This window comes from Corallococcus sp. CA041A, from assembly GCF_003612075.1.
Lineage (GTDB): Bacteria > Myxococcota > Myxococcia > Myxococcales > Myxococcaceae > Corallococcus > Corallococcus exiguus.
Genome location: NZ_RAWF01000271.1, coordinates 1 through 13,123 on the forward strand (window position 1 = coordinate 1; position 13,123 = coordinate 13,123).

10 protein-coding genes are annotated in these 13,123 nt (G+C 67.9%); 2 read left to right on the forward strand and 8 right to left on the reverse strand.

Going from position 1 to position 13,123, the window contains the following annotated elements:
* Positions 1-106 precede the first annotated feature (106 nt).
* From D7V77_RS34205 to D7V77_RS34220, 4 genes are all read right to left on the reverse strand, one after another.
* Positions 107-1,333, reverse strand: a complete 1,227-nt coding sequence (locus tag D7V77_RS34205) for an efflux RND transporter periplasmic adaptor subunit (protein WP_233597403.1) — start codon at positions 1,331-1,333, stop codon at positions 107-109.
* Between the two features lie 45 nt (positions 1,334-1,378).
* Complete coding sequence (locus D7V77_RS34210; protein ID WP_120580467.1) at positions 1,379-2,815, reverse strand: HAMP domain-containing sensor histidine kinase; 1,437 nt, start codon at positions 2,813-2,815, stop codon at positions 1,379-1,381.
* Positions 2,812-3,549, reverse strand: a complete 738-nt coding sequence (locus D7V77_RS34215) for a response regulator transcription factor (protein ID WP_120580468.1) — start codon at positions 3,547-3,549, stop codon at positions 2,812-2,814. The genes D7V77_RS34210 and D7V77_RS34215 overlap by 4 nt, the downstream gene beginning before the upstream one ends.
* A gap of 216 nt (positions 3,550-3,765) precedes the next feature.
* Entirely contained in the window at positions 3,766-5,256 is a 1,491-nt protein-coding gene (locus tag D7V77_RS34220; protein WP_120580469.1) for a long-chain fatty acid--CoA ligase, read from the reverse strand.
* A gap of 131 nt (positions 5,257-5,387) precedes the next feature.
* On the opposite strand from D7V77_RS34220, the gene D7V77_RS34225 reads away from it, so the two are divergent.
* Both D7V77_RS34225 and D7V77_RS34230 read left to right on the forward strand, forming a co-directional pair.
* A complete protein-coding gene (locus D7V77_RS34225) occupies positions 5,388-6,617 on the forward strand; it encodes an AAA family ATPase (RefSeq protein ID WP_120580470.1) in 1,230 nt (409 codons plus the stop codon).
* Positions 6,617-7,222: a DUF4276 family protein gene (locus D7V77_RS34230; RefSeq protein WP_120580471.1), complete on the forward strand. Its 606-nt coding sequence runs from the start codon at positions 6,617-6,619 to the stop codon at positions 7,220-7,222. Before D7V77_RS34225 ends, D7V77_RS34230 begins: the two co-directional genes overlap by 1 nt.
* A gap of 7 nt (positions 7,223-7,229) precedes the next feature.
* Here D7V77_RS34230 and D7V77_RS34235 read toward each other — a convergent pair whose 3' ends face one another.
* From D7V77_RS34235 to D7V77_RS34250, 4 genes are all read right to left on the reverse strand, one after another.
* The gene (locus D7V77_RS34235; protein ID WP_120580472.1) at positions 7,230-9,215 is read right to left on the reverse strand and encodes a triacylglycerol lipase; all 1,986 of its coding nucleotides are present in this window, start codon (positions 9,213-9,215) and stop codon (positions 7,230-7,232) included.
* A gap of 129 nt (positions 9,216-9,344) precedes the next feature.
* Positions 9,345-10,400: an alpha/beta fold hydrolase gene (locus tag D7V77_RS34240; RefSeq protein WP_120580473.1), complete on the reverse strand. Its 1,056-nt coding sequence runs from the start codon at positions 10,398-10,400 to the stop codon at positions 9,345-9,347.
* 45 nt (positions 10,401-10,445) lie between these two features.
* Positions 10,446-12,011 (reverse strand): long-chain fatty acid--CoA ligase, encoded by a 1,566-nt coding sequence (locus D7V77_RS34245; protein WP_120580474.1) that lies wholly within the window; start codon positions 12,009-12,011, stop codon positions 10,446-10,448.
* 40 nt (positions 12,012-12,051) lie between these two features.
* Complete coding sequence (locus D7V77_RS34250; protein ID WP_120580475.1) at positions 12,052-13,047, reverse strand: 3-oxoacyl-ACP synthase III family protein; 996 nt, start codon at positions 13,045-13,047, stop codon at positions 12,052-12,054.
* Positions 13,048-13,123: the final 76 nt, after the last annotated feature.

The window sequence follows — 13,123 nt, forward strand, 5'->3', positions numbered from 1 at the left end:
GGTAGTTTCATTGACCAGGGGGGCGGCCGCGTGCCGGCCGGTATCGTGCTGAAGGGCGGTCGGTTCTTCGATCTTGTTTTTTTTCAAGCAGAAGACGGCATACGAGCTAGGCTCCGGTCTCGTGGGCTCGGAGATGTCTATAAGAGACAGCCGTGAACGTGCCGTCCGTCATGCCGGTGCGCACGTTGACGGCGACGGGCTGCGGCTTCTGCTCCGGCTGGCGGCGCAGCACGTAGACGGTGCGCATGCCGGCCGGGGCCTGCTGGGCCGGAGCCTGCGCGGCGGCGTCCGGCGACGGCACCGGGCGGTAGCGCAAGGCCGTATTGGGCACGGACAGGGCCTGGTCCTTCTGCTGCGTGACGATGGTCACGTTGGCGGTCATGCCCGGCTTGAGCTTCAGGTCCGGGTTCGGCACGTCGATGACGGCCAGGTAGGTCACCACGTTCTGCACGGTGATGGCCTCGTTGCGGATCTGCCGGATGACGCCCTCGAAGGTCTCCCCCGAGAAGGCATCCACGGTGAAGGTGGCCTTCTGGCCGGGCTGCAGCTTGCCCACGTCCGCTTCCGCGATGCTGGTGTTGACCTGCATCTTCCGCAGGTCCTCCGCGATGGTGAAGAGCACCGGCGCCTGGAGGGACGCGGCCACCGTCTGGCCCACGTCCACGCTGCGCGAGATGACGATGCCGTCCGTGGGCGACACGATGGTCGTGTACTTGAGGTTCACCTCCGCCTCGTTGAGCGCGGCCTGCGCCTGGGCCACCGAGCCCTCCGCGGCCGTCACCTCCGCCTGCCCGTTGGCGGCGGCGGACTCCGCCGTCTCCAGCTCGGACTGGGAGATGAACTGCTGGGCGCGCAGCTCGCGCGAACGCACGGCCTGCTTCTTCGCCACGTCCGCGTTGACGCGCGCTTTCTGGAGGTTCGCGCGCGAGGCCATCATGTTCGCCTTCGCCCGGTCCAGCGCGGCCTGCACCAGCTGCGGGTCGATGCGGGCGATGACCTGCCCCTTCTTCACCTGCGAGTTGTAGTCGACCATCAGCTCCTGGATGCGACCGGAGACCTGACTGCCGACCTGCACCGTCACCAGCGCCGCCACGGTGCCGGTGGCCGTCACCTTGGCCGTGAGCTTCCGGGCCTCGGCGGGGGTCGTGTCGTAGGTGACGGCGTCCGCCTGGTTTCCAGCGCGCATGCGCCAGAACACCCCCGCGCCCGCCACCACCAGGATTGCCAGGACCCAGGCCCAGCGCGGAATGCCACGCTTGCGACCCTCGTCCTCATCCAGCTCCACCGGCGCCAGGGCCGGCGCTTCCCGCGGCATCTCGCTCAAGGCCTTCATGCCCCTTATCTACGTTTTGAAATGTTTCGGCGAATCTCGTCTCTATTACGAAAGATGACCCGCGGCGAGGCGGCCATCCGGTGTGTCCACCGCTCCCACTCCGGGGAGCACGACACGCGCGGTGGTGCCCTGGCCCGGCTGGCTCTCCAGCGTGAGGCGGCCGTGGTGCGCATCCAGGATGCGGCGCACCAGCGCCAGCCCCAGGCCCACGCCGCCGGTGGTGCGAGCGCGGCTGCGGTCGGTGCGGAAGAAGGGCGTGCCCACGCGAGACAGGTCCTGCGCTTCGATGCCGATGCCCTGGTCCTGGATGTCCACCTGGAGGCCGTCGCCCGCCGCCCGAGCGTGCAGCTTCACGGTGGTGCCGGGCTCCGAGTATTTCCCCGCGTTGTCGAGCAGGTTGTCCAACACGCGCCGCAGCAGCACGGGGTCCGCCTCCAGCGCGGGCAGCGTGCCGTCCACCTGGACCTCCAGCCGGTGCGTCGGCCGGGCGGTGTGGAAGCGGGCGGCGGCCTTGTCCAGGAGCGCGTTCGCGTCCACGCGCTCCAGGCGCAAGGGAGGCACGCCGCTGGCGCCTTCCGTCACCAGCTCCAGGCGGGACGTGGTGAGCACGTCCGACACCAGGCGCTCCAGCTCGGACAGGTCCTCGGTGATGTCGGGCAAAAGCTCGCGCGCCGTCTGCGCGTCGCCCTCCGCGGCCAGGTCCAGCGCCACGCGGATGCGGGACAGGGGCGTGCGCAGTTCGTGCGACACGTTGGCGAGCAGCTCCTTCTGCGAGCGCAGCAACTGGGTGATGCGGCCGGCCATCTCGTCGAAGGCCTCGGACACCAGGCCCAGTTCGTCCTTGCGGCGCAGGCCCGCGCGCACGTCCAGCCGTCCGGCGCCAAACGCACGCGCCGCGGACGCCAGCTTCTCCAGCGGGCCCGCGAGCGTGCGCGCGAAGACGACGGAGGTGATGGCGGTACACGCCAGCACGAGCCCCACGATGATGGCCGTCTGCCGGTCGCCGTCCGGAGGAGGAGGCGGCGGGGGCAGGGACACGGCGGCATAGACCTGGATGGGGCCCGGAAAGGGGCTCACCACCAGCATGCGGCCAGGGCCGCTGCCAGCCCCGGGGAACGGGCCGCGAGGGCCACTGCGGGTGACGCGCGAGCTGACGGCGGAGAGCTCCTCGGGCCTGAGCGGGGGCGCGGGGTCCGGACGCGTGTTGCCGAGCAGCGTCCCCTCCGCGTCGCGCAGGGTGACGCGCATGCCCATGCGCTGCTGGGCGCGTTCGAGCGACGCCTGGAGCTCGGCGGGGGTGTCGCGCAGGGCGGACCACTCGTCGACGAAGTAGGACAGCTCGTCGTCGAAGCGGTTGCGCCAGGACTCGTTGCGCAGGAGGTCGCGCGCGAGCATGAGCGACACGCCCACGAGCAGGATTTGAATGACTCCCACCAGGTAGATGCGGGGGAGCAGGCCCATGGGCATCCGGAAGAACTTCACGGCTCCGCCTCGGTCTCGGTGGCCAGCATGTAGCCGGCACCGCGGACCGTCTTGAGCAGGCGCGGGTTGCGCGGATCCACCTCCAGCTTCTGGCGAAGGCGGAAGATGTGCACGTCCACGGAGCGGTCGAACACCTCGTCCGCGCTGCCCTTCACCAGGTCGAGCAGCTGCTCACGGCTGAGGACGCGGCCAGCGCGCTCGGCCAGGACGCGCAGCAGGCTGAACTCGTAGGTGGTGAGGGACAGCGGCTTGCCGTCCAGGGACGCGCTCAGGCTGCGAGGGTCCAGCACCAGGCGGCCCGCGTGCACGGGGTGGCTGGTAGGGCCCACCTTGCCGCGAGCGCGGCGCACCTGGGCGCGGATGCGGGCGAGCAGCTCGCGCGACGAGTAGGGCTTGGGCAGGTAGTCATCCGCGCCGGACTCGAGGCCCAGGACGCGGTCGGCCTCCTCGCCGCGCGCGGTGAGCATGATGATGGGGACGTCCGTGCGGGTGCGCAGCTCGCGGCAGACCTCCAGGCCGTCGCGGCCAGGGAGCATGAGGTCCAGGAGGATGACGTCGAAGGTGTGGCGGGCCGTCTGGAGGAGCGCGTCGGTGCCGGAGGCGGAGACGGTGACGATGATGCCGTGCTCCTGGAGGTAGCGGGCGGTGAGCCGCGCCAGGCGTTCATCGTCCTCGACGAGGAGCACCTGAATGGTGGCCTCCTCGGAGGGCGTGGGGCGAGGGGTTGTCTCCATGGGTCGGGTCTCCGCGAGGGATGCGGACCGGAGGCGAATGAGGGCCCGGGCTTCTCTCCGTTAAGTCCGGGCCCCGCGGTCCGCCTCCGGGCCGCGACCTGCAACCTCTCACCCCTACATTTCCAAGGGGCTACGGGCCCATGACGAAATATTACGAACGGAGGTCCGGCGGGCCATCCAGAGGGTTTCAGGGGGACGGCCGCAACGGACGGAAATTCAGGGCTCGCCGTGCAGCCGGGTGAGCGCCCGCCGGTCCACCTTGCCCGCCGGGGTGCGAGGCAGGGCGTCCAGCAGCCGCAGCGTCCGGGGCAGCTTGTAACGGGCAAGCCGGCCCGAGCAGAAGGCGCCCAGCGCCTCCAGTGTGGGTGCCGCACCGGGTCGGGGGACGACGAGGGCGCGGGGGACTTCGCCCCACTTGGGGTCGGGGACGCCGATGACGGCGACCTCGGCGACGTCGGGGTGGCCTGCGAGGACGCTCTCGACCTCGGAGGGGTGGATGTTCTCGCCGCCGGAGATGATGAGTTCCTTGGCGCGGCCCTCGATGCGGAAGAGGCCCTGAGCGTCGCGGGAGGCCAGGTCGCCGGTATGGAGCCAGCCGTCCACGAAGACGCGGGCGGTCTCCTCCGGGCGGCGCCAGTAGCCGGCGCACAGGTGGGGGCCGCGAAGAAGCAATTCGCCCACGTCACCGGGGCGCTGTTCACCGTCGATGCGCGCCTCGACGTGGAAGAGGGGCACGCCGACGAAGCCCTGGTGCGTGCGCATGACGGCGTCGGGGAGGAAGAAGTTGTTGGGCCCGGCCTCGGTGAGGCCGTAGCCGGTGCGGAAGGGAATGCCACGGGCGAAGAAGCGCTCGAAGACGGGAGCGGGACAGGGAGCGCCGCCGCTGATGAGCAGCTTGAGTCGGGAGAAGTCCACGGCCTCGAAGCGAGGATGCCGCTGCATCTCGATGAACATGGTGGGCACTCCGAACACAAGGTTCACGGAGCCCGAGTGGATGAGGTCGAAGCACTGCGCCACGTCGAAGGACCGGCACACGACGGAGGCGCCGCCAGCAAGCACCAGCGGCAGCGTGAAGACATTGAGGCCGCCGGTGTGGAACAGGGGCGCGTTGAGCAGCGCCACGTCGTCCTGGGTGAGGCCCCAGCTGACGACGGTGTTCACGGCATTGGCGGTGAGCGAGCCATGCGTGAGCACGGCGGACTTCGGAAGCCCGGTGCTCCCACCGGTGGAGCACAGCACCCAGGGAGCATCCGCCTCCAGTTCGATGGAGGGCAGCGCGCCGGTCAGGGTCTCGCGGGAGCAGAAGAGCGGATCCGCCAGGCAGACCCAGTGCGCCGGGAGCCGGGGGCGCAAGGCGTCGACTTGAGCGCGGAACTCCGGCCCGAAGCAGACGACGGAGGGGGCGACATCGGAGAGCAGGCCGTGGAGCTCCTCCACGCCCAGGCGCCAGTTGAGCGGCTGGAGCACGGCGCCCAGCTTGGCGCAGGCGAACACGAGGTCCAGCGTCTCCACGCCGTTGGAGGCCAGCACGGAGACGCGGTCCCCCACGCCCACGCCCAGGTCGCGAAGCAGCAGCGCGGTCCGGTGGGCGGAGTCATTCCACTCCGCCCACGAGATGCGCCGCCCACCCCGGAGCGAATCAACGAGCGCCGTGCGCTCCGGGGCGAGCGAAGCCCGCCGGGCCAGCCAGTCGTGGACGATGGGCATGCCCCTGGATGCTAGAGCGAAGCCCACGGATTTGTTGGATTCAGGATGCGGATGTTGCGTCCTGCCGCATCATGGGCCTACTGGCACAATGAAGTGCGCACTACGCACGAGTTACTGCAGGAGAACGCAAGATGCCTTCCGCTGAGAGCCCCGGGCCGTCCCCCAATCCCCAAGGACGTCGACCGCCCCTGCTTTCACGCGTGACCCTACGGAACTTCCGCAGCATCGAGGCCTGTGACGTCGCCTTGGGGCCGCTGACGTTCCTCGTGGGCCCGAATGGCTCTGGCAAGAGTAACTTCCTGGATGCATTGAGACTCATCACGGATGCCTTGCGGACCTCACTGGACTCCGCACTCAGGAGCCGAGGCGGAGCAGAGTTGCTCGTGCATCATTCGAACGACAACCCCAATCGCTTCGACATTCGTCTCGACTTCCACCTGCCTGACGGAGCCTGCGGTCACTACTCGGTAGGCATCGGCGTTAGGGAGTTTGGCGAACATGTTGTGGAGGAGGAAGAGTGCTCTATCGGGACTGCGACGTACCACGTTCGCAGAGGAGTCCTTCTCGTCAAACCAAATCCAGTCGCGCCTCCCGCAACAGAAGATCGCCTCTATCTGGTCAATGCATCAGGGCTTCCAGAATTCCGCCCAATCTTCGATGCACTCTCAGCCATGGGGTTCTATCACCTCAACCCTGACCAACTCAGGGCACCACAGCCTCCAGACAAGGGCGAACTTCTTGCTCGGGACGGCTCCAATCTTCCAAGCGTTCTGGATCGCTTGACGAAACGGGATGCCACTTCAACGAAGGACCGCATTGAGGACTATCTCAAAGCGATTGTTCCCAACCTGGAGGCTGTGAATCGTGGCCCTATTGGCCACATGGAGACCCTGATCTTCCTACAGAAGCCCATAGGTACGAATTACTTCTCGCAGTTTCCGGCGATCAACATGTCCGACGGCTCCCTTAGGGCCCTAGGCATTCTGGTCGCCATGTTCCAGCCTCGATCCGAGCCAAAAATTCAGCTCATAGGCATTGAGGAGCCAGAAATAGCACTCCACCCCGCTGCTGCAGGCGTACTGCGCGATGCGCTTCGGGATGCCTCCCAGTACGCGCAGATCATCGTCACCAGTCATAGCCCGGACCTGCTCGACGACTCTAGCATCCATGGAGACGAAATCCTCTCGGTGGTCTCTGAGCAGGGCAGGAGCCTCATCGCTAAAGTAGACGAAGCAACCCGGTCTGCATTGAAGGACCGCCTTTACACGGCGGGAGAACTACTGAAAGCCAACCAGTTATCTCCCGATCGGGAAGCTATCCCTCAACCAGATCTGCTCAAGCTCTGGGAGCACGACGCCTGATGAAACTGGGAATCATCGTCGAGGGAGATGGAGAGGTTCCTGCTGCTCGCATTCTCGTGACTCGACTGGCGCACTACCTGCAGTCGCCAGTCCATCCGGATCCGCTTCCGCCTCTTCGCGTCAAGCGAAACAAACTCGTCATGAAGGCCGTCTTGCAAGACGCCGTTGAGTTTATGGCCCGGAAGGTTGGAGATGAGGGCCGCATCCTCGTCTTGCTAGACGCCGACGATGATTTGCCTTGCGTGCTGGGCCCGCAGCTCCTGGACTGGGCTTGTGAGCAACGCTCCGACCGGATCATCTCGGTGGTCGTCGCACAGTGCGAGTACGAGGCTTGGTTCCTCACCGCCGCTGAATCCCTGCGTGGCCAGCGCGGGCTACCCGCTGACTTAATCGCCCCATCGCATCCAGAGCGTATTCGCGACGCGAAGGGCTGGCTCGGGCAGCGAATGCCGGGAGGCTATCGAGCAACCATCCACCAGCCCGCCCTCACGAGCGTCTTCGACCTCGAAGCCGCCCGCCGCGCGGACTCCTTCGACAAGCTCGTCCGGGACATGGGCATGCTGCTGGGAGTCAGCGTTCCACCCCGCCCCCAGCAGCAGCCCTGACGAACCGCTAGTCCCGCGAAACGAAGTGCGTGGAGATCTTGTTCCACACCGCCGGGGTGATGCCCATGCTCAGGTGGTCATAGGCCATGCCCTCCTGCTTCGCGTCGGCGGTCTTCTTCGCGGCCGTCCAGCCCTGGGTGAGCTGGGTCATCGCCGCGATGCTCGCCTCGAAGAGCACGCCGTCGCTGCGCAGCGTGGACGTGGTGGACGTCATGCCGTCCGTCTCGAACGGGGTCGCCCCGCCCGTCGTGCCGTACAGCACGTAGAGCGACGGCAGGCGCGAATCCACGCCGTGCTCCGCCAGGCGCGTGATGAACTTGCCGCCCATCTCCATGGCCGCCGCCATGCCCAGGCCGTCCATGATGCGGTACTTGCCGTACATCAGCGAGTCGTACGCCTCACGGTTCTGGTTCGTGTTGTACGCGTGGAACGCGAAGCACGGCGAGCCCACCGGGTCGAACGCCGTCGTGCGGCACACGCGGTGGTCGCTCGACTGCATGTAGCCCGCGGCAATCCAGGGGTTCAGCGGGTTGTAGATGAGCTTCGTGTCCAGCCAGGGGAAGTAGCGGTTCTCGTCCGGATCGATGTTGTCCCACGCGGACGCGCTGCGGTCCGGAATCGGGTACGTGCCACGCAGGTCATACGCCGCCTGCAGCTGCCCCGGGTACGCCGTCACGTACTTGCCGCTGTCGTTCACCGCGCCGAAGAGGCTCATGTTGTAGTCGTCGAACTTGAACGACGACGCGGACAGGCCCTGGTTCGTGTTCAGCGTCTGCAGCGTGCTGCTGGACACCGGCGTGCCCGTGCTGGACAGGCCCGTGATGTTCGACAGGTAGATGCGGCGGAAGTAGTCCGGCCACGTGCCACCGGAACCCGCGCACACGCTCTCCGCGTAGGGATTCTTGAACCAGGGCACGTCATAACCAAACGTCACGCACTGGAACGCGGAGAAGTACGTCCACGGCATCGGGCCACGGCCCACCGGCGCGTTGGAGGCCGTGCTCGCGATGGTCAGCGTGTGGATGGGGTGGCGGAAGTTCAGGTCGATGCCCTTGTGCGGGCCGGACAGCGGCACGTACACGCGCACCGAGTCGTCATACGCCGGCACCTGCGACGCCTGCTCCTTGGCCAGACGCTCGAAGAAGCGCGTCGCGCTGAAGCCGCCCCACGTGGCCGCGTTCTCCAGCCAGGGGTCCACCGCCAGCACGCCCTTGCTCCACGCCACCACGTCCACCCGCGCCACGCCCGGGTGCAGCGCCTTCACGCGCTGCACGGCGTTGGCCACGTGGATGGCGTGGTTGAAGTTGTCGCCGTGGAACGAGCCGAACGTCACCGCGTACACGCAGCGGCCCTTCGACTCCAGGTCCTGCACCATGCCCGTCAGCTGCGCCGCGCCGCCGTAGGTGCCGCCCGAACCGTTGTTGCCGTTGGGGAACATCCACACGTTCGCGTCCTGGATGGCGCCGTGCACCAGCAGCGTCGGCGTCAGATTGACGTTACAGGTGCGCGCCGCGGTGGCCCGCCCCTTGTGCAGCAGGACGAAGCGCGCCTCCGGCTTGGTGGGGCCAGGCGTGGGACAGGTGGCCCCGGTCGTCGTGGCACAGCTGTTCCCGTAGTGGAGGTTGAACGCGTTCACCAGCTGCTGGTTCAGCGAACCGAAGTACGTCTTCAGCGGGTAGTCGCTGGACTGGAACGTGTCCTGGTCACGCAGCTTCAGCGTGCGCGGGTTGTAGTACTCCGTGCGGAAGCGCTGCTTGCCTTCCAGCAGCTCAATCTGCCCCCAGGACCACGTGGGCGGAGTGTACGTGCCCACCACCCGGTAGTTGCCCGTGAAGGTGGGGACGGCGTCGAAGTACGGGGCCAGGTCCGCGTCCAGCGGAGCCTCGGCCGTGGCGACGGACTCCTGCGTCGGGGGTGCTTCCGCGGGCGGTTCTGCCCCGCAACCTGCCATCAGCAATGCGGCCGTGAGCGACAAACTCCAGTTGCTTCGCATGCGGACCTCCGGTTGGGTGAAGGGTGCGGCGACAGCGGACTGCGACTGAGAGTGGACGCACGGGACACACGACGCCCCCCAGGGGCTCCCCGGAAGGGCCTCGCGAGCCTTACCGCACGTCAGGAACGCCTAGCGGGCGTGCTCCTGCAGGAACGGGACGAGCAGGTCGTGGAACTCCTTCGTCTTCTCCAGGTGCGGGCTGTGGCCCGTGTCCGGGAGGACGACCTCGCGGTAGCGGCCACCGTTGGCCGCGTAGCGATCCATCACCTTGCGCATCTGCGACACCATGGGCTGCGGCGGGTACTTCTCATCCCCGGGCCAGCCCGGCACCGCGCCCAGTTTGCCCAGGAAGCCGAAGTCGAACAGTGACGTGTCGGAAACGATGGCGTCGTCCGCGCCGCGGATCCACAGCACGTCCGGCCCCTTCGTCAGCGCCGCGAAGGCGGAGGTGTTGTAGTAAGCCGGCGCCATGGCGTTGTTCATGCCCGTGGTGCCCGGCGCCACGCCCGGCCAGTTCGCCGACTTCTCGAAGTTGCCCGGGTACAGCTCGTCCGACACGTGCGTATCCAGCACGGAGTCCAGGAGCATCTCCTCGTCCGGGTGGCGGAACGGCGGCTTCACGTAGCAGCCGTTCATCACGTTGCGCGGCGACGTCTGCGACTCCGTGGAGCGGTCCTTCGTCTTCAGCCGCTGCACGAAGTCCGGGTTGGCCGTGCCGCCACCGGAGCCCGCGAAGTCCGCCCAGCACGGCGTGCCGTCCGCGTCCTTCGTGCCACCGAAGCCGTAGGGAGACAGCGGCGCCTCCACCACCAGGCCGGCCACGCGCTCCGGGTGGTCGATGGACAGCTGCATCACGATGCCCGCGCCCGCCGAGTGCGCCACGAACGCCGCGCGCTTCAGCGACAGCGTGTCCATCAGCGCCACCAGGTCATCCGCGAAGTCGCGCATGCCGCGCGTCGCGTCGATGGCCTTCGCCTCCGTGTGCCCGTAGCCGCGCATGTCCGGCGCGATGCCCCGGAAGCCCTCGGGCAGCGTCTTCATCAGCGACTCGAAGAACGCGGACGAGGAACAGTTGCCGTGCACGAAGATGACGGGAAAGCCGTCCTCGCCCACCAGCCGCGCGCGAACCCGGAGCCGCTGCGTGGGGATGTCCCGGATCTCGACCTTCCTGGATGTATCAGCCATGTGCGCGCTCCTGGTTGCGTTGCTTGAGAGAGGAAAATCCGTGCGTCACGAAGCGGCCCGCGCGTCAGCGGCGATGGCCGCCTCGCGCAGCTCGCGCTTGAGAATCTTGCCGGCCGGGGACACCGGCAGGGACTTCATCAGCTCCACCCGCTTGGGGACCTTGAAGCGTGCCACCCGGCCCTTGAGGTGCTCGAGCAGCGCGTCCGCCGAGGCCTCGGCGCCCGGCTTGAGCACCACGTAGGCCCGGCCCGCCTCGCCCCACTTCGCGTCCGGCACGCCCACCACCGCGCACTGCTGCACGGCGGGGTGCTCGTAGAGGACGGACTCCAGCTCCAGCGGGTACACGTTCTCTCCGCCGGAGATGAACATGTCCTTCTTGCGGCCCGCGATGGTGAAGAAGCCATCCGCGTCCACGCGCGCCAGGTCCCCGGTGTGGAACCAGCCGTCCGCGCTGATGGCCTCCTTCGTGGCGGCGTCGTCCTCGAAGTAGCCGGAGCACATGGAGGGCCCCTTCAGCACCAGCTCCCCCACCCCGCCCACGGGCACCGCGTGGCCGGCGTCGTCCACCAGCTTCGCGTCGATGAAGTAGTTGGGCCGGCCAATGGAGCCCGCCTTGGACACCGCGAACTCCGGCCCCATGCTGAAGATGCCCGGGCCGAACTCCGTCATGCCGAAGCCCTGCTTGAAGGGCACCGGGTGCACCGCCTGCCACGCCTGGAGCAGAGGCACCGGCAGGGGCGCCCCACCGCTGGTCACGAAGCGCACGGAGGAGAAGTCCGTCCCCCTCCAGCGCGGCGAGTCCATCAACTGCTGGTACTGCGTGGGCACCGCGAAGAAGAGCGTCACCTTCTCCTTCGCGACCAGGCCCAGCATCTCGTCCGGGTCCCACCGGCGCATCAGCACCACGGTGCCGCCCGCGGTGAGCAGCGGCAGCGTGTAGACGAGCAGCCCGCCCGTGTGGAACAGCGGCGTGTGCGTCACCGTCACGTCGCCCTGACGGATTTCATGCACCAGCGTGTTGAGCGTGTTCCACGCCACCATGCGGTACGAAATCTTCGCGCCCTTGGACCGGCCGGTGGTGCCGCCGGTGAAGAGCAGGCAGAGGATGTCCTCCTCGCTCACCGCGTCGTTCGTCACCGGAGCCTCCGGAGCGGCGGGCGCGTACGCCATGGCCTTCTCGTACGGATCCGCGCCCGGCAGGCCCTGCGCTTCCAGCGACACCAGGCGCAGGCCGTCCCCCACGTGCTCGCGCACCTGGGCCACCGCGTCCTTGAAGTCGTCTCCGAACAGCAGCACGCGCGGGCGGATGGCGCGCACGCCCTCCGTGAGCTCCGCCGCGTGCAGCCGCCAGTTGTACGGAACGAAGACGGCGCCCAGCTTCCCGCACGCGAACAGCGTGTCCAGGTACTCCACGCCGTTGTGCGCGACGATGGCCACGCGGTCGCCGCGCTGCACGCCCGCCACGTCCCGCAGCCAGCCCGCGAGCGCGTTGGCGCGCGCGTTCATCTGCCGGTAGGTGAAGCGGCCCGCGTCCTTCCGGGCCACGTCCACCACGGCCACCGCGTCCGGCCAGTAGAGGGCACCCCGCCCCATCCAGTCCCCGATGAACATGCGAAGAACTCCTGTCTGAATGAGGCGGGGTATGGGGGGACTAAGCCGTCCAGCGGTAGAGGGCGGACGCCATGGCGAGGCCACCGCCACTGGCGCAGAAGGCGACCAGGTCGCCCTTCTTCACCTTGCCCTGCAGCACCGCGTCGTCCAGCGTCATGGGGATGCAGGCGGAGCCCGTGTAACCCCACTTGTCCATCGTGTAGTGCGCCTTCTCCATGGGCTGGTTCAGCGCCTTCATCGTGGCTTCGATGGTGCGCAGGTTCAGCTGCGTGAAGACGAACAGCTTCACGTCGTCCAGCGTCTGGTCCGCGCGCTTGAGCAGCGTGTCCAGCAGGATGGGCCAGCGCTCGGTGTTGAACGTGGAGGGGAACTTGCGCACGAACTGCACCACGGGCTTGCCGTCCGTCAGCGCCAGCGTCTCCGCCGTGGCGGGCCGGTTCGTGCCGCCCGTGTAGATGCCCAGCGCGTCGTGGTACTCGCCGTTGGCGAGCAGCTTCGCGCCCAGGAAGCCCGGCTTGTCGGACGCCCCCAGCACCACCGCGCCCGCGCCGTCCGCGAACAGCGTGCAGGTCTTCTTGTCCTTCCAATTCACGTACCGGGTCATCCCGTAGGCGCCCACCACCAGGATGCGCTGGTAGCTGTCGTCCGACGAAATCGTCTTCGACGCCACGTCCAGCGCCGTCACCCAGCCCGCGCACGCGGCGTTGATGTCGTACGTGCCCGCGTTCACCGCGCCCAGCTTGGCCTGCACCACGGACGACGTGCCGGGGCTCAGGTAGTCCGGCGTGTCACTGGCCACGAGCACCAGGTCCAGCTCCTTGGGGTCCACCTTCGCGCGGGCCAGCGCCTCCTTCGCGGCGGCCACGGCCAGGTCACTGGTGGCCTGGTTGTCCGCCATCACGTGGCGCTGCTTGATGCCCACGTTCTGCTGGAGCCACTCGTCCACCTTCTCACCGAGGATCTTCTCCACGTCGGCGTTGGTGAGGAGCTTCTCGGGGACGTAGCGGCCGGTGGACAGGATGTTCGCGTAACGCATGACGGTGTTTCAGCTCCGGGGACCGCGTGACGGACGGCGGGAAGACGGCTTCGACTTCGGGGGGGTGGGCTTCGAC